24 protein-coding genes are annotated in these 13181 nt (G+C 57.5%); 15 read left to right on the plus strand and 9 right to left on the minus strand.

From position 1 onward, the window contains the following. The first annotated feature begins 269 nt into the window (after positions 1 to 269). From ACGVKB_RS08485 to ACGVKB_RS08505, 5 genes are all read left to right on the plus strand, one after another. Entirely contained in the window at positions 270 to 485 is a 216-nt protein-coding gene (locus ACGVKB_RS08485) for a hypothetical protein (protein ID WP_392351072.1), read from the plus strand. A gap of 102 nt (positions 486 to 587) precedes the next feature. Further along, the gene (locus ACGVKB_RS08490) at positions 588 to 1544 is read left to right on the plus strand and encodes an orange carotenoid-binding protein (protein ID WP_392351074.1); all 957 of its coding nucleotides are present in this window, start codon (positions 588 to 590) and stop codon (positions 1542 to 1544) included. 58 nt (positions 1545 to 1602) lie between these two features. Beyond that, positions 1603 to 2298, plus strand: a complete 696-nt coding sequence (locus ACGVKB_RS08495) for a fatty acid desaturase (RefSeq protein ID WP_392351076.1) — start codon at positions 1603 to 1605, stop codon at positions 2296 to 2298. 28 nt (positions 2299 to 2326) lie between these two features. Continuing rightward, the gene (locus tag ACGVKB_RS08500) at positions 2327 to 2647 is read left to right on the plus strand and encodes a hypothetical protein (protein ID WP_392351078.1); all 321 of its coding nucleotides are present in this window, start codon (positions 2327 to 2329) and stop codon (positions 2645 to 2647) included. 78 nt (positions 2648 to 2725) lie between these two features. Then, complete coding sequence (locus tag ACGVKB_RS08505; protein ID WP_392351080.1) at positions 2726 to 2875, plus strand: hypothetical protein; 150 nt, start codon at positions 2726 to 2728, stop codon at positions 2873 to 2875. Positions 2876 to 3560: 685 nt separating this feature from the next. Here the strand turns inward: ACGVKB_RS08505 and ACGVKB_RS08510 are convergent. Both ACGVKB_RS08510 and ACGVKB_RS08515 read right to left on the minus strand, forming a co-directional pair. Continuing rightward, the gene (locus ACGVKB_RS08510; protein ID WP_392351082.1) at positions 3561 to 3722 is read right to left on the minus strand and encodes a hypothetical protein; all 162 of its coding nucleotides are present in this window, start codon (positions 3720 to 3722) and stop codon (positions 3561 to 3563) included. A gap of 108 nt (positions 3723 to 3830) precedes the next feature. Continuing rightward, entirely contained in the window at positions 3831 to 3980 is a 150-nt protein-coding gene (locus ACGVKB_RS08515; RefSeq protein ID WP_392351084.1) for a hypothetical protein, read from the minus strand. Positions 3981 to 4283: 303 nt separating this feature from the next. Between ACGVKB_RS08515 and ACGVKB_RS08520 the strand changes: the two genes are divergently transcribed. After that, positions 4284 to 4427, plus strand: a complete 144-nt coding sequence (locus tag ACGVKB_RS08520; RefSeq protein ID WP_392351086.1) for a hypothetical protein — start codon at positions 4284 to 4286, stop codon at positions 4425 to 4427. A 22-nt stretch (positions 4428 to 4449) separates the two neighbouring features. Here ACGVKB_RS08520 and ACGVKB_RS08525 read toward each other — a convergent pair whose 3' ends face one another. Continuing rightward, a complete protein-coding gene (locus ACGVKB_RS08525) occupies positions 4450 to 5157 on the minus strand; it encodes a LuxR C-terminal-related transcriptional regulator (RefSeq protein WP_392351088.1) in 708 nt (235 codons plus the stop codon). 576 nt (positions 5158 to 5733) lie between these two features. On the opposite strand from ACGVKB_RS08525, the gene ACGVKB_RS08530 reads away from it, so the two are divergent. Beyond that, the gene (locus ACGVKB_RS08530) at positions 5734 to 5973 is read left to right on the plus strand and encodes a hypothetical protein (RefSeq protein ID WP_392351090.1); all 240 of its coding nucleotides are present in this window, start codon (positions 5734 to 5736) and stop codon (positions 5971 to 5973) included. A gap of 1 nt (position 5974) precedes the next feature. Here ACGVKB_RS08530 and ACGVKB_RS08535 read toward each other — a convergent pair whose 3' ends face one another. Next, a complete protein-coding gene (locus ACGVKB_RS08535; RefSeq protein ID WP_392351092.1) occupies positions 5975 to 6214 on the minus strand; it encodes a hypothetical protein in 240 nt (79 codons plus the stop codon). Between the two features lie 190 nt (positions 6215 to 6404). Between ACGVKB_RS08535 and ACGVKB_RS08540 the strand changes: the two genes are divergently transcribed. The 4 genes from ACGVKB_RS08540 (at position 6405) to ACGVKB_RS08555 (ending at position 7533) form a co-directional block, all read left to right on the plus strand. Continuing rightward, entirely contained in the window at positions 6405 to 6641 is a 237-nt protein-coding gene (locus ACGVKB_RS08540) for a hypothetical protein (protein ID WP_392351094.1), read from the plus strand. Then, on the plus strand, positions 6642 to 6812 hold the full coding sequence (locus ACGVKB_RS08545) for a hypothetical protein (RefSeq protein ID WP_392351096.1): 171 nt from the start codon (positions 6642 to 6644) through the stop codon (positions 6810 to 6812). Positions 6813 to 6815: 3 nt separating this feature from the next. After that, entirely contained in the window at positions 6816 to 7151 is a 336-nt protein-coding gene (locus tag ACGVKB_RS08550) for a hypothetical protein (RefSeq protein ID WP_392351098.1), read from the plus strand. A gap of 148 nt (positions 7152 to 7299) precedes the next feature. Then, positions 7300 to 7533: a hypothetical protein gene (locus ACGVKB_RS08555; protein ID WP_392351100.1), complete on the plus strand. Its 234-nt coding sequence runs from the start codon at positions 7300 to 7302 to the stop codon at positions 7531 to 7533. Positions 7534 to 7591: 58 nt separating this feature from the next. Here the strand turns inward: ACGVKB_RS08555 and ACGVKB_RS08560 are convergent, their stop codons facing one another. Genes ACGVKB_RS08560 through ACGVKB_RS08580 form a run of 5 tightly spaced genes read right to left on the minus strand, consistent with a single transcriptional unit; the run spans position 7592 to position 10989 of the window. Continuing rightward, on the minus strand, positions 7592 to 8011 hold the full coding sequence (locus tag ACGVKB_RS08560; RefSeq protein WP_392351102.1) for a DoxX family protein: 420 nt from the start codon (positions 8009 to 8011) through the stop codon (positions 7592 to 7594). Positions 8012 to 8068: 57 nt separating this feature from the next. After that, the gene (locus tag ACGVKB_RS08565; RefSeq protein WP_392351104.1) at positions 8069 to 8293 is read right to left on the minus strand and encodes a hypothetical protein; all 225 of its coding nucleotides are present in this window, start codon (positions 8291 to 8293) and stop codon (positions 8069 to 8071) included. A 13-nt stretch (positions 8294 to 8306) separates the two neighbouring features. Beyond that, complete coding sequence (locus tag ACGVKB_RS08570) at positions 8307 to 8915, minus strand: hypothetical protein (protein ID WP_392351106.1); 609 nt, start codon at positions 8913 to 8915, stop codon at positions 8307 to 8309. Positions 8916 to 8950: 35 nt separating this feature from the next. Next, a complete protein-coding gene (locus tag ACGVKB_RS08575) occupies positions 8951 to 9472 on the minus strand; it encodes a DUF2808 domain-containing protein (protein WP_392351108.1) in 522 nt (173 codons plus the stop codon). A gap of 5 nt (positions 9473 to 9477) precedes the next feature. Then, entirely contained in the window at positions 9478 to 10989 is a 1512-nt protein-coding gene (locus ACGVKB_RS08580; protein WP_392351110.1) for an iron uptake porin, read from the minus strand. Between the two features lie 70 nt (positions 10990 to 11059). On the opposite strand from ACGVKB_RS08580, the gene ACGVKB_RS08585 reads away from it, so the two are divergent. From ACGVKB_RS08585 to ACGVKB_RS08600, 4 genes are all read left to right on the plus strand, one after another. After that, the gene (locus tag ACGVKB_RS08585) at positions 11060 to 11470 is read left to right on the plus strand and encodes a YccF domain-containing protein (protein ID WP_392351112.1); all 411 of its coding nucleotides are present in this window, start codon (positions 11060 to 11062) and stop codon (positions 11468 to 11470) included. 147 nt (positions 11471 to 11617) lie between these two features. Continuing rightward, entirely contained in the window at positions 11618 to 12097 is a 480-nt protein-coding gene (locus ACGVKB_RS08590) for a hypothetical protein (RefSeq protein ID WP_392351114.1), read from the plus strand. Next, the gene (locus ACGVKB_RS08595; RefSeq protein WP_392351116.1) at positions 12081 to 12449 is read left to right on the plus strand and encodes a hypothetical protein; all 369 of its coding nucleotides are present in this window, start codon (positions 12081 to 12083) and stop codon (positions 12447 to 12449) included. Before ACGVKB_RS08590 ends, ACGVKB_RS08595 begins: the two co-directional genes overlap by 17 nt. Before the next feature lies 1 nt (position 12450). Further along, positions 12451 to 13095 (plus strand): HD domain-containing protein, encoded by a 645-nt coding sequence (locus ACGVKB_RS08600; protein ID WP_392351118.1) that lies wholly within the window; start codon positions 12451 to 12453, stop codon positions 13093 to 13095. Positions 13096 to 13181 lie beyond the last annotated feature (86 nt).

Consider the following 13181-nt stretch of genomic DNA (forward strand, 5'->3'; position numbering starts at 1 on the left):
TGTCACCAACAGACAGGTGCCCTAAGGAGCTTCATCAGCCACACCCCTGGACGTCATGGCCCCAGGTGCCTTCAGCCAGATGCTTCGGCCCTTCTTTTCAGACCCTCTGAATTCGGGTTGAACCATGCACAAACGAGCGAGATAGGCCGTCTCTTCCACCGGGGAGGGGCGGCCTTCTCCTTGTTCTGAAAACAGACAATGATCCCGATGGTGATCTAAAAATTATCGAATTCGTCGCCAACGACAGTTATCAATGGATATCAGATCTGTTGAGCATGTTCTGCATTGAGCGCCAAGACCAGAACAAAGGCTGGGTCAAGGAAATGTGTTTTCGTACCGCCTTCAAGGCTTACATGAATGCTCGGACCAAATCGATGGTCACCTTTCACACCTATCGGGTGATCGACACCAGTGTCGGTGACGTCGTCAGCCTCGTCGAACGGCGGCCACCACAGAATGAGCGCTCAAAACTCAGACAGGACTGAATTTAATACAGCACTCTCCTCGGCCTGTCAACCTTTAGTACGGAAAGCGTCAAGATACGATACAAAGTGTTACGGTGAGGCATCCCACTGAGGTTTCCGCGGATGTATACGGTCGACAAGGCGCGCCAGATTTTCCCGGAAACCAAGACAGCTGACGCCGTCCCTGCGATTACGGCACGTTTCAAGCTGCTCAGCGCCGAGGACCAGCTGGCCTTGATCTGGTTTGCTTACCTCGAAATGGGGCAAACCATCACAGTCGCCGCCCCCGGTGCTGCTCGGATGGCTCTGGCCAAGCCAACGCTCGACGAGATCGTTGCCATGAGCTTCGACGAGCAAACCAAGGTCATGTGCGATCTGGCCTCCAAAATCAATTCTCCGATTTCAAGCCGTTACGCCTACTGGTCCGTCAACGTCAAACTCTGCTTCTGGTACGAGCTCGGCGAATTCATGCGCCAGGGCAAAGTCGCTCCGATCCCTCAGGGATACAAGCTCTCCGCCAACGCCTCCTCTGTTCTCGAGGCGGTCAAGAAGGTTGAGCAAGGCCAGCAAATCACGCTGCTGCGCAACTTTGTCGTCGACATGGGTTTCGATCCCAACATTGATGACGACAACATTGTTACTGAACCGATTGTTGCCCCCACACCGGCCGATCAGCGTGAAGCCATTTTGATCCCAGGTGTTCTGAATCAAACCATTCTGAGCTACATGCAGCTTCTGAATGCGAATGATTTTGATGCACTGATCGATCTGTTTCTCGATGATGGTGCTCTCCAACCTCCATTCCAGCGGCCGATTGTTGGCCGCGATGCCATTCTCAAGTTCTTCAAACGCGATTGTCAGAACCTGAAGTTGATGCCCCAGGGCGGCTTCGGTGAACCTGCAGAAGGTGGTTTCAACCAGATCAAGGTCACCGGCAAGGTGCAGACCCCATGGTTCGGTCGCGAGGTCGGCATGAATGTGGCCTGGCGTTTCCTTCTCGACGAGAACGACAAGATCTACTTCGTTGCCATCGACTTGCTCGCCTCACCGGCCGAGTTGCTCAAGTTGGGTGGCAAGTGAGTTGATCGCAGACCAGCAGCGGGGACTGCAACTCGCCACCGTGATCGGTTTGGCGTGGTTGCTGTCTCTGCTGGTGTCCCTGTGGCTTCCGCTGGAATCAACCCATCCGCTGCTGACCATTGCCTTGGTCATCCTCCGCGGGTTTCTGCACACCGGACTGTTCATCGTTGCTCATGATGCAATGCACGGCAGTCTTTCGGTGGGCAACCCTCGGTTGAATCAGCGCATCGGTCGCTGGACGCTGTTGGTCTATGCCGGGTTGTCGTTTGCTGTCTGCAAGGCCAACCATCATCGCCATCATCAATCTCCAGCGACGGAACATGACCCTGATTTCTGTCAGTCCGGTCGAACCTTCATCGGTTGGTGGTATTTCAGGTTTTTAACCAATTACGTTGGAATCCGCCAGCTGATGTCCCTAGGCCTTGGTTGGACGCTTTTATTTGCCATTGCCTCACAAACAACATCACATCCAGTTGAAACAATCATTCTGTTTTGTGTTGTCCCACTCTTGCTGAGTTCGTGGCAATTGTTTTTGTTTGGAACATATCTTCCACATCGAAACACCAATTCATCCATTGGTGAGAAACCGAGAAGTTTGGGCCTGGCTCCATTCTTATCTTTCGCGAGTTGCTATCACTTTGGCTATCATCGCGAACATCACGACAACCCATCAGCGCCCTGGTTTCAGCTTCCTGAGCTTCGCGCTGCCCACCGTCGACGCATCATCACCAGCCTGAACTGTTCTCAGGCTTGATCTCCCATCCCCTGACTCCCACAGCCTTATGTCGACTTCCGACTGGACAACCGAAGAACAGGCTGTTGCCCGTCATGCATTTGAAACCGGAAAGGAGCGCTCAATCGCAGTCTTGATTGCGTCGCTGCAAGAACAAAGCAAAATATTGGACACGCCCGATTCGATCTGGCAATTCCATGATTTCCTCAGTACTGAGCGGTATCAATACGAGGGGCGCAGCGATTTTGATGTGAACAACATCCTGTTCACCCTGGCCGACATGATCAAGCAAAAACTGATTAGTTACGACGACCTCAGTGGTCTCGATCAGAAAAAAATGAGCAAAATCAAGGCCATGTCGATGTTTTAACGTTCGGCCCCCCTGCCATTTCGTTTGAGCACCAAGGGGTTGTCGTCCATACAGTTCGAGCATCTCCGAGCGGGTGCTGTGGTGCGTTCCTTCCCCAAGGGCCGAACCTGCCGAAGTTGTCGGCCCAGGTCGACACAGCGGGTGGACGTTCGACCGTTTGTGGTGGCTGTGCTGACAACCGTGGCGCTGATCGCTGTGCTGGCACTCGCCTCATTGCTGCTGATCTGAGCCTGGGCCGTGGGCTCGTCACGCCGGTTCCAATCTCATCGGTTTCAGCCCATGGGGCAATGAGCATGAAAACGGATAGGCAAGTCGGCCTCAGGGGAAGAAAGTAGGTCCATCGAGATCGGAGGAGCCCATGACGGCTGACTCTCCACCACAGCCTGAAGCGGAAGCAGTCTGACTTTTCTGGCCCCTGCTCCAACAGTTTCCACCCATCCGTGAGGCTGGTCCTTTGGTCGGCATTTCTTGAGCGCCACGCCAATCGACATCCAATGCACCGTTAGGCCCTTGTTGCACAGCCGTCAGGTGCCCCGGACTCCAACAGCTTCACCTCTGGACGTCATGGCCCCAGGTGCCACCAGCCAGTCGCTTCGAACCACTTTCTTCAGTTCCATTGCTTGAGGTTTTTTCCTTGAGTCAACACTGATTTCATTGGTTGCGATGCAAAAACGAGCGAGCTAGGCCAATCCCTTCAACCGAGAGGATTGGCCTGCCAAGACTGAACTGACTCCGGTTCAGCATCAGACCCCTCGCCTCCCTGCCATCTTGGGGAGCGGGGGGTTTGCTTCTGCGCAAAAAAAAACCTGACCACATGGCCAGGCTGGGTGATGGGGAACGCACAAGTTAACGACTCAACAGGCGAGCGCTAGATGAGACGTCGTTAATCCCTGTTTCAAGGATCCAACGATGCTCAATCGGTTGGAAACAACTTCCACTGGGCATCCACTGGAATCTCTGGTGGTGTGTCCAGATCAACCGGTTCCTCCCAACGAACCCGCCACTCAGGGACACGGCAGGGAACGTACTCAAAATGCTCGATGCGCACGCCACCCAGATCGGATGGAGAGCCCATCCACCCCGCCGCCCAGGAGCCGGACTGGTTTAAGCCATTGCGAAACCAGATCCAACATTTGGTCTTTTTGGCCATCCAGGCGATCGCTGCTGTCAGAGCCAGTCTGGCTCAAGCCGCGTTGCGATCCTCGCCATAGCGGATGTTCCGACGGGCATCGGGGAGGCGATCAACAGCACCTTCATAGCGTTGTCGACAACTGAGTTGACGCCGATGGGCGACCGCCTCCTCAACCAAGCGATCCAACAACGATTCAGACATTGACGCCCACAAAAGCCACCCCATTGAGGCGTCTTGAACGCGATGGTCAAGGGCAAAGGCCGTGACGCCACAACCTGTTCGGTGCAGGGACAAAAAAAAGCAGGGAGTCCAAACCCTGCTCAACGCTTATCCCTGTCCTCAGTGTGTAACAGCAGGAACCCTTTGTCGTCAGCGTTCTTACCTAATCGTCCGCTTAGCAGACAGCTGATCAAGTGCCACCACGGCACGGCTCAGATGAGTACATCAACGCGTTGATTCACTCTGACTGCAGCGTTATAGAAGAAACAACAGGCGATGGAATCTATGGCGAAGGTACGTCAGGACAATCCTTCTCAAGAAGAACAGCTGATCACCTCCTTGATCGGCCTTGCGGCCATCTTTGTGGCCTGCGCGATTTGGTGGAGTGTGGCACCCCAATGGCTCACGAGCAGTTGGCAGCTGTTCTGAACCAACAGTCAGCCGCAAGGTTTTAATCCAAAGGATTAATTAAGCCGTAGAGCAGGGCCGTCACGGCCATCTGGGTGCGATCTCGCGCTGCGAGTTTGGCCATGGAATTGCCGACATGGGTCTTGACGGTTTCCAGAGATACCCCAAGTTGATCAGCAATTGCATTGTTTTTCAGACCACGGGACACCGCAGCCACGACCTCGAGCTCCCGTGGCGTGAGCTCTTCAATTAACGCCGGTAAATCTGGATTCGGAGCCGAGGCTGCCGCTAAACCACGAATTTGCTCTGGGTAATAGACAGCCCCTTCGGCGATGGTTTGCAGTGCAGAAATTAAATCTCCATGGCCGGAGCCAAGGCTTGATTTAAAGATCACACCATCGGCACAGGCCGCCAAGGCTTCCTGCACCACCTCCTGTGTTTCTCGGACCAGGACGATCAACATCTGGCAATTGGGCACAGCACTGCGCACCCGTTTGAGCAGATTGAGGCCGTAGCCCGTCTCCAGATCCTCGCTGCAGATCAGCAGATCCGGCCGGTTGTTCTGCACCAGGGCAAATCCTTCGTCTTCCGTGGTTGCGGCACCGATCAGGGACGGACGAACCGGCTCCGCCAACACGAAGGAACACAAGGTGAGGCGATCGCCCATGACGGCGACAACGCGCCGTTGAGCCAGCAAGCGCTCCACTTGCTTGAGGGCTCCATGAAACCCGCTCTCGATCGGAAGCTCCATACCCGTGCGGCCCTTCTCGAAGTTCTAGCGACAGGATCGTGGCTTGCTCGAACTGGCTGGACGGAATCAAGTGGGGCTGAGCAGGGTCACTCAACTGAGGGAGACAGGCACCAACGCGGTGGTGGAGCTCATGCCATTGAGTTTGTGTGCTGGATGGAACCAATCTCGGAGGTGATGGTGCGATCAGTAATCCCTCAATCAGGGGAGGTGGAGGCAACAAACACGAATCAGGCTGGAACAAGACCCTCGCACCGCAAGCTTGAACAACAACGTCGCCACGCACTTTTACCGCAACTTGCTGATTCACCGCTGGGAGGCAGCGTGGAGCCATCTACCCACACGGACCGCACCCAGGCCCACCATTCATCGTCGGGTGACGCAATTGGTGTCTGTGATGTCGGAACAGGACGCCAAAGAAATACTCAAGTCGATGGGACATCAACGTTGAGTCAGCAACCTGATTCAAGCCAACACAGCGGGTAGTTTGGATCTGGTTCATTGATCCGTATGCCTGCACGACAATGGCCCCTCGTCCTCTGCATCGTGGTCGGGCCTGGCTTGGCTGGCTGTCAATCGATGACGGACAGCGAGTACAAGGCCTATCGCTGCAGAGAATGGATGGAGAACGGACAACAACCAACCGACACGCCCCATCGGCTGCTCACCAACAAACGCTCCTGCAGCAGGGTGCCCGACGATGGCCTGGGCCCCTTCACACCACGGACCTTCAACAACAGTGCATTGTTGTGCAACTACCCGACCAATGAGATCGTTGCTGAGGCCAGGGGGATTTGCCAATCCCTCCTGCAACCATGAATCAATCGGACTCAGCCACTGAGTAATTGAAATCCTGCAAAGCATATTGTGCCATTTTCTTTCCTGATTCGGTATCAAACAAAGACACTACGGAATCAGGTTCGACATAATTTCGCTGGTTAATCAACCGATTAAGCGACTCCATCGCTGCATCCAGGTCGTCACAGAGATCGACATCGCGGAAGTCGTTTGACCTGGTCCCGATTGCAATCTTGTAACCCATGAATTCAATGGTGACCAAGCCATTCTATCGGAGTTGAATCGCAAGCTTTGTCTTGCTTCAAACCACATAAACCGGACAGCAGGCATGCCGACGGGGGGCCTCAACAGCGAAGTTGAGCCATGGCCATTGGGCGTTCGGATATCCGGTTGCCGGCCGCCCATCGCCGTCCAGCGTCCATCCATAGGGTGGCTCCACTGTGTTCCACACCATGGCGGACGAAACCGGCAACCCGCAAACTTGCGGCGGCAAAAAGAAAGCGATGCTCGCCTATGGCGTCATCCAGATTTCTGCCACCGTCGTCTCCGCTCTGTCCCTGGCAGCCATTGCCCTCGGTCTCTGTGCGGTCAAGCAAGAAAGCAAGGCTTTCAACAGCTGTGTCTCTGAAGTCACAGCCACGGGCTTGAGCACTGGCGAAGCTGTGCGCTATTGCAACGGGGGCAATTGAGTGGATCAAGCCGAAATCAACAACTGGGCCAAGATCGCCACTGACATGGAGGCGGCTGGAACCACCGAAAGCTGGTTTTATCAACGGGCCCGCGCCATTGCCGATGGCAAGCCCGATCCGATGCCCAACGTCTCCCAACTGATGGGCGGCGACAACGACGCGGAGTCCTGACCGGTGGCAACCACACCAACACCAGGGTCGGCTCCCAGCCGAGACCAGGTCCTGGCCGCTTCAGCCGGCTGGGTCGGAGCACTGCTCAACGTGGTGCCAGGCCTCGGCGCCGGCTACCTCTACCAGCGCCGATGGAAGGCCTACTGGATCACCTCTGCACTGGCTACCGGCTGGTTTGTGATCGGGGCCGTTCTGGCCCAGGATGCCGACGCGGCCGTTGAACCTCAGAACCAGTTGATTGGATTGGTTGGTTTGTTGGTCTTAGCGGCGGTCTCTGCGACGGAAGCTGGACTGGCCGTCAAACGGGTGCGCAGCAAAGACGATCTGAATCGCGCTTGACTCCAGCCCTTCCGAGGTCTGGAGGGGCGCCTTCAAGCCTTTGTTCCGAGGTGCTGAAATAAGCCGGAAAAAATTGTAGTAACGCCCCACAAACCTTTTTGCGGGACTAACTTCTGATTGCTTAGGCGTTTCACCCTGGAGCCATAAAATGAGTGAAAACACTCAGCAATACGACGAGTTCGACTCGTCGGCAAAGACCGACGACAAGTACGAATCGTTCCAAGTGCCTTTCAGCACCAACGAAAAGCATTCATCCGACGAATTTGATCCGGAGCATGATGCTGCGATCAACAATCCTGAGAGCCGCCATCGCGACAAGCTGCTCGACAAAATCTGCGACACCCACCCGGGTTCACCGATGTGCAAAGTCTTCGACGACTGAGCTTTGAAGGCCACATGACAAAGCCCCGCCAAGGCGGGGCTTTTTTAATGCACTGTCGTCAGGCACGCCAGATGCCGGCCTTGCTGCGCAAACCCCGGAAGGTGGGCACCGCAGCGGCGGTGGAACGGCTCAGAGACAGGATCAAGCCCCCGATTAAGGCCAGGTTCATCACGAAAGCGGCATCCACCGGGAACGTGTGAAAGATCAAGGTGGTGGGCACCAGGAACAGCAACAACAACGACGCACCAAGGCGGGTGTTGGAGCCAAACACAAACAGAATTGAACCCAGGATCAGCACAGCGATCGCACAGGCCAGCAGAAATCCAGCCAGGGGCTCGGGCACACCGCGTTGGGCGATATAGGCCGTGGTGCCAGCGAAATCGCTGAGCTTGCCGGGCAGTGCATTGACAAACACCGCTGCCATCAAGACGCGGCCGAGGAAATCAAGCGCTTGGGACGGAACCAGAGACTTGCTCATCGAGATCGAACGACCGATCGAACGGTGGTAGTGGTTCGGTCGACACTAAATGTCCGGCTAAGCCACCCAGCGATCGGCATCCATGATCGTTTTGATCAACAGCCCCAACCGTTTGAACTCAGCGAAGTTCACATCCTTCACCGCCTGGTCCAAGCCGGAGTCCACCCAGGTGCCATCACGGCGTTCGTAAATGGTGAAGTCCTGATTCAACGACTCACGCCGAATGCAATAGGTGATGCCGTCGTCATGGAGATAGTCGGCGGAGTGCAGCTGCAGGGCCATGGAGTCGGTCGGCTCAGTGGAGCGAGGGAGGAGCAAAGGTGTCGGCGACAGCAACAATCCATCGAGCTGCCGCTGCGGTGGCCTGTTCCTTGGTGATGTTGAACCCGAGGTTGTGTCCCTCAGCCAGCAGATCCGGAATGATCGTTTGCCATCGGGTGCCTGCGGCACTGGCATTGAGATCGCCGATCAGAACAAACGACTTCGCCGCTCCGGTCACGGCATGGGTGTACTCGGGCTTGGCGGAGACTTTGCTGCGATACCAATCACCGACCTGATCACGCTGGGCCTTGCTGAGGAAAGGAGGGGCGTCCACCAGGTAGGCATCGAGCACCAGCATCGGGCTGGGAACCGACTGGCCTGGATATTTGAGTTCAAACCAGGCCTGACCAATCGAGGCCGCATCGGGCCAATCGCAGAGCAGAGCCGCATCCTGGCTGTCCAATGTCCGTTGGTCGGCCAGTTGATCAATGCGCTCCAGCAGGGCTGGTCCGGTGATCGGGGGCGCACTGCGGGAGCGTTCGGCACGGGCTTCATTGATTGCCTCCGCCACCGCCGCTTCGTTGTGCTCCAACTGCTCAAGGGCGCGCTTGAGGTTGCTGTCGGCATCAGGCTGAGTGGACATCGCAGTCTCCCAGCGGCAGAGGGTGCATCAACAGCTTAAAAAAACGGATCAGCACCATAAACATGAAGCCGCAGCGTTGGGCCAACACTGGAGATGGCTGCGTCACCCTGTGGAACCAAGACGGAGCTCCATTGGTAGATCCCTTGCTCTGGATTGAAACCACGAAAGACAAGATTCACCGTCTCCCCGGGTAAGGCAGGGGGAAGCAAACGGATCTGAACATCACCACGGTCACTGACCATTGACGCGGTGATCTCACTGTTCTGTTGACGTCCACGCAATGCATACGTTCCCCGATAGACGTCAGGGGCACGACGTCCCCAGTTCCAGTGATCGAGATTGCTCAGCTGCGTGAGCTGGATCTGTTCGAGAGCGGCTCCGGCATCGGCCGGCACATGGACACTGAGGGTCGTGCGATTGCGCTGACCCTCCACTGCAGAAGGGTTGTGAATGGTGAGCTGCGTGGGTGGGCGACGAAAGAAATTCGGCGCCGCAATTGCCGGTTGATGGGGGAGCGATGCCAAGCCAAGACAAAGCGGAAGAGCAATCCAACGCATCGCACTCAGAACTCCAATGTGGTTTTGATCAGACCGCCCAGTTGACTGAAGCTGGTGCCGGACGGCGTCTGCTGACCCATCGGGCGGGACAGAACAAAGACAGCCGGCGTGAGGCTCATGCTGTCGGTGAGCTGCGCCCGATACCACCACTCCCAGATGAACTGCCCATCGGCGGGGGTGGCGGAACCCCGTTGCTCGGTGGCGAACACCGGTTGGCCGACGGCCATGCCAGCCGCATTGCCAGCCAGCAGCACATCGCTCCAACCGAGGGAGACACTCCAGGACTGGCTGGTGGCCACAGCCCCGGCGCGGTTGGTGTCACTGCTGTTGATGCCCCATCCAGCGGAGATGGACGGAATCCAGCCGCTCTGCTCCGGCTGCCAGGACCCCGACAGGCCGGCGGCATGGGTGACCCCACGCGTCGAGAGCTGGTCCTGGGTGAAGGGTGTGGCAAAGGCGATCAACCCCTGCCCGTTCTGAAGCTTGGAGTAGACGGCCGCGAGGCGCCAACGCTCCTGCACCCAACCGATCTGCAGCGTTGCCGCACTGCCGGCGTTGGCACTGCCGATCCCTCCAGAGCCACTGTCACTGCTGGCTCCATTGGCGGCCACATAACTGAGGGCCGCCCGGAATCCGTTGCTGGCCGACCACTGCAGACCAGCACCGGCTCCTTTGGTTTTGTTGTAGGCCGCAGGGGCCCCATGGAGGGTGAGCAGATCAAGGATCGGCTCGCTTGGGCCAGCACTGGGCCAAACGGCAAGCATGTCCTCCTGGCCCACCACCGGACCGGCCGTGAAGGTGAGCGAATCGCCGAGGGGCAAGGCATAAAACAACTTGTCGACGACCACCTGATACGGCGTGTCCCCTTCCTGGAAGGCCGTCTCCAGAACAGCCAGTCCCGAGGGACCACCGCTGGCAAAGGCGTTGTCGTCCCCATCGAAGTTGCCGGCGCGCAACACCGTGGTGAGCTGGTCCTTGCCGGTGAAGCTGGTCTCGAGCGTCAGCTGCAGATCACCAGCCAATGCCGTGCCGCCAGCGTCGCGGTTGCTGGATGAGCGCAGGCCAGCGGCGGAGCCCATGAAGCGATTGGCACCCAACACCGTTGTCAGCAGACCACTCAAGGTGGTGGTGGTGGAGAACTGGGTGGCCTCCAGTTCAGCCACACGGGCGTCGAGCCCATCGCTGCGGCCTTTCAACTCCGCCAGCTCCGGCTCAAAGTGCTGCAGCAGGCGCGTCAGCGCATCGGTCTGGACCGTGACGCGTTCCAGGCAGGCCTTCAACAGAGCAGCCGCTTCATCGCGGGAGATGGCGCGGCGCCCAGCAAAAACAGCGCCGCTGGCGCCGGCCAGGCAATCGGTCTGCTCCACCAGGTTGCTCAAAGCCTGATACGCCCAGTCCGTGGGGGCCACATCCGACCAGCGGTTGAGAACCGGCGACGCCTCAACGGCCCTCGCAGCGGTGCCAAACCAAGTGAAGGCAACGGTGGCCGCCACCAGGGGCAAGGCGCGGAGGGGCATTGGGGCGGACTCTTGAAGCGACCGCAAACTAAAGCTGTCCGATCCACCCAACCAGGGGGATGATGCAGGAATGATCAGTGCACTCCTCAACATCCTCTGGGTTGTGCTCGGGGGCTTCGTGATGGCCCTGGGCTGGTGGTTGGCGGGCCTTCTCTGCGCCATCACGGTGATCGGACTGCCCTGGGCCCGCTCCTGTTTTGTGATCGGCAAGTTCGCACTGTGGCCGTTCGGGCAGGAAGCCGTGAATCGTCGGGATCTCAGCGGCCGGGGCGATCTGGGCACTGGGCCGGCGGGGCTGATCGGCAACGTGCTGTGGTTTCTGGTGGCGGGCTGGTGGCTGGCGATCGGTCACCTCAGCTCCGCCCTCGCCTGCTTTGTGAGCATCGTTGGCATTCCCTTCGGGGTCCAGCACATCAAGTTGGCCTTGATCGCCTTAGCGCCCGTGGGAATGACGGTGGTGCCGGTGCGATCGAGGTCGTGAAATACGCGCAACGTGGTGAGCAGCGTTGATGGATGCAAAAACGATGGGATCCACCATCTGAGTGATCCATCTCAGAGCAAAAATCGCTGATCTGAGGGAGGTGTGAAATCGGCATGGCAGCGAGGGTGAAGCCATTGATACGCAGCAATGACTGAACTCCTCTCCACGGGACACTTTCCGATTGATCCTGTCGACTTAGAGCGAACAGATTTGGACAGGATCTACAGCGAACTGAGGTCCAGCTACAAATCAGTGATGATCAGCCGCGGTGTCTATCGCAGCAAAGCGAGCCAAAATCGTGAGGCCATGCAGGTGCTGGAACAAAAGATCCGTGCCATTGCAGAACGAGAAGCTTCGGTTCGCCAAGAGGCCTACGAAATGCTCGAGATCGTCACCACTGTGGTGGGGCAATTGGAAGATGCCGGCGATGAATTGGTGAATGAATTTGGCGCCTATCAACTGGGACGGCGCAGCTATAGCGGTGGTGCCTTTATCGGCCGTTTAATCAAAGCTGTCACGTCCTTTATTCGCCGCTGGACACAGACCAAGCAGCAACTCACGGCCATCGTTGAGAAACAGAACAGCGTCCAAATGAAGCTTGAGGGGACCGATGGGACAACTCGCTGACGCGCTGCGTAACAACCTGCATCACCTGGCGCAATCCGATGCCCGTTCCTTGCGCGCCATCAACCAGGAACTGCAGGTGGCCGTTTCCCCTGAGGGCCATGGACCATCAGCATTGGCCAGCTCAAAACAACAGCTCGCCCTGTTGGGTCCAGGCAGTTTTCAACGCCAAACCGTTCAATCGCTACGGCAGATCTGCAAAGCCAACGGCATCAAAGGAGTCTCCAAGCTGAAGAAAGCGGAGCTGTGCACAACGCTCGAGCAGGAGGGGATCCAGGCACCTCCCCCACCCTTGGAGAGCTTCAGCAAAAAAGAACTGATCACGATGTTGAAAACACTGCTGCAGCTGCCTTGAGATGACCCTCACCCCCCGCTACGGCGAAGCCCTGCAATGGGCCGATGCCTTGCACCGCAATCAACGACGCAAAGGCAAACCAATCCCCTACATCTCCCACCTGATCAGCGTCAGCGCGCTGGTGTGGGAAGACGGCGGCAATGAAGACCAGGCGATCGCTGCTCTGCTGCACGACGCCATCGAAGACGCCGGCCAAAGCCATGGTTCGATCGCAGAACGCTTCGGTGGTGCGGTGGCCGACATCGTGCGCGACTGCACCGACACCTCTCCCGAGGCCAAGCCGGGTGAGAAGGAACCATGGCTGCTGCGCAAGACCCGCTATCTCGACTCCCTGGCTGGCAAACCGCTGACGTCACTGCTGGTGACGGCAGCCGACAAGGCCCATAACGCTGGCGACATGGTGCTGGATTCCCGCCGCGATCTAGGCATGTGGCGCAAGTTCAATGCCGGGCTCAATGGCAGTACCTGGTATCTGCTGCGCATGCACCAGGAGCTGGTGGATCGCCTCCCCGACAGTCGCTCGGTGGAGCGCCTGGGGGAAGCGGTGAACGAGATCCTCAACAGCAGCGCTTACCAAGCCCTGGTTCCTGAAGGGATGGCAGAGCAGGAGTGGACTGAGGCGTACCCGCAACGGCATCGGAATTAAGCCATTTATCCAAAGCAAGCCGATGAACAACAGAAAATTGCGCCAGCTGATCCAAGAGCTGTTCAAGATCTCCAATCAACTGGAAG

Origin of the sequence: Parasynechococcus sp., from assembly GCF_042954325.1 — a bacterium.
Lineage (GTDB): Bacteria > Cyanobacteriota > Cyanobacteriia > PCC-6307 > Cyanobiaceae > Parasynechococcus.

Excerpts from the sequence above, each read along its gene's own strand:
- ACGVKB_RS08580 (WP_392351110.1), bottom strand. The coding sequence starts at position 10,989 with ATGCCCCTCCGCGCCTTGCCCCTGGTGGCGGCCACCGTTGCCTTCACT.
- ACGVKB_RS08560 (WP_392351102.1), bottom strand. The coding sequence starts at position 8,011 with ATGAGCAAGTCTCTGGTTCCGTCCCAAGCGCTTGATTTCCTCGGCCGC.
- ACGVKB_RS08500 (WP_392351078.1), top strand. The coding sequence starts at position 2,327 with ATGTCGACTTCCGACTGGACAACCGAAGAACAGGCTGTTGCCCGTCAT.
- ACGVKB_RS08585 (WP_392351112.1), top strand. The coding sequence starts at position 11,060 with ATGATCAGTGCACTCCTCAACATCCTCTGGGTTGTGCTCGGGGGCTTC.
- ACGVKB_RS08540 (WP_392351094.1), top strand. The coding sequence starts at position 6,405 with ATGGCGGACGAAACCGGCAACCCGCAAACTTGCGGCGGCAAAAAGAAA.
- ACGVKB_RS08515 (WP_392351084.1), bottom strand. The coding sequence starts at position 3,980 with ATGTCTGAATCGTTGTTGGATCGCTTGGTTGAGGAGGCGGTCGCCCAT.
- ACGVKB_RS08595 (WP_392351116.1), top strand. The coding sequence starts at position 12,081 with ATGGGACAACTCGCTGACGCGCTGCGTAACAACCTGCATCACCTGGCG.
- ACGVKB_RS08570 (WP_392351106.1), bottom strand. The coding sequence starts at position 8,915 with ATGTCCACTCAGCCTGATGCCGACAGCAACCTCAAGCGCGCCCTTGAG.
- ACGVKB_RS08575 (WP_392351108.1), bottom strand. The coding sequence starts at position 9,472 with ATGCGTTGGATTGCTCTTCCGCTTTGTCTTGGCTTGGCATCGCTCCCC.
- ACGVKB_RS08530 (WP_392351090.1), top strand. The coding sequence starts at position 5,734 with ATGACGGACAGCGAGTACAAGGCCTATCGCTGCAGAGAATGGATGGAG.
- ACGVKB_RS08555 (WP_392351100.1), top strand. The coding sequence starts at position 7,300 with ATGAGTGAAAACACTCAGCAATACGACGAGTTCGACTCGTCGGCAAAG.
- ACGVKB_RS08525 (WP_392351088.1), bottom strand. The coding sequence starts at position 5,157 with ATGGAGCTTCCGATCGAGAGCGGGTTTCATGGAGCCCTCAAGCAAGTG.
- ACGVKB_RS08510 (WP_392351082.1), bottom strand. The coding sequence starts at position 3,722 with ATGGGCTCTCCATCCGATCTGGGTGGCGTGCGCATCGAGCATTTTGAG.
- ACGVKB_RS08565 (WP_392351104.1), bottom strand. The coding sequence starts at position 8,293 with ATGGCCCTGCAGCTGCACTCCGCCGACTATCTCCATGACGACGGCATC.
- ACGVKB_RS08600 (WP_392351118.1), top strand. The coding sequence starts at position 12,451 with ATGACCCTCACCCCCCGCTACGGCGAAGCCCTGCAATGGGCCGATGCC.
- ACGVKB_RS08520 (WP_392351086.1), top strand. The coding sequence starts at position 4,284 with ATGGCGAAGGTACGTCAGGACAATCCTTCTCAAGAAGAACAGCTGATC.
- ACGVKB_RS08490 (WP_392351074.1), top strand. The coding sequence starts at position 588 with ATGTATACGGTCGACAAGGCGCGCCAGATTTTCCCGGAAACCAAGACA.
- ACGVKB_RS08590 (WP_392351114.1), top strand. The coding sequence starts at position 11,618 with ATGACTGAACTCCTCTCCACGGGACACTTTCCGATTGATCCTGTCGAC.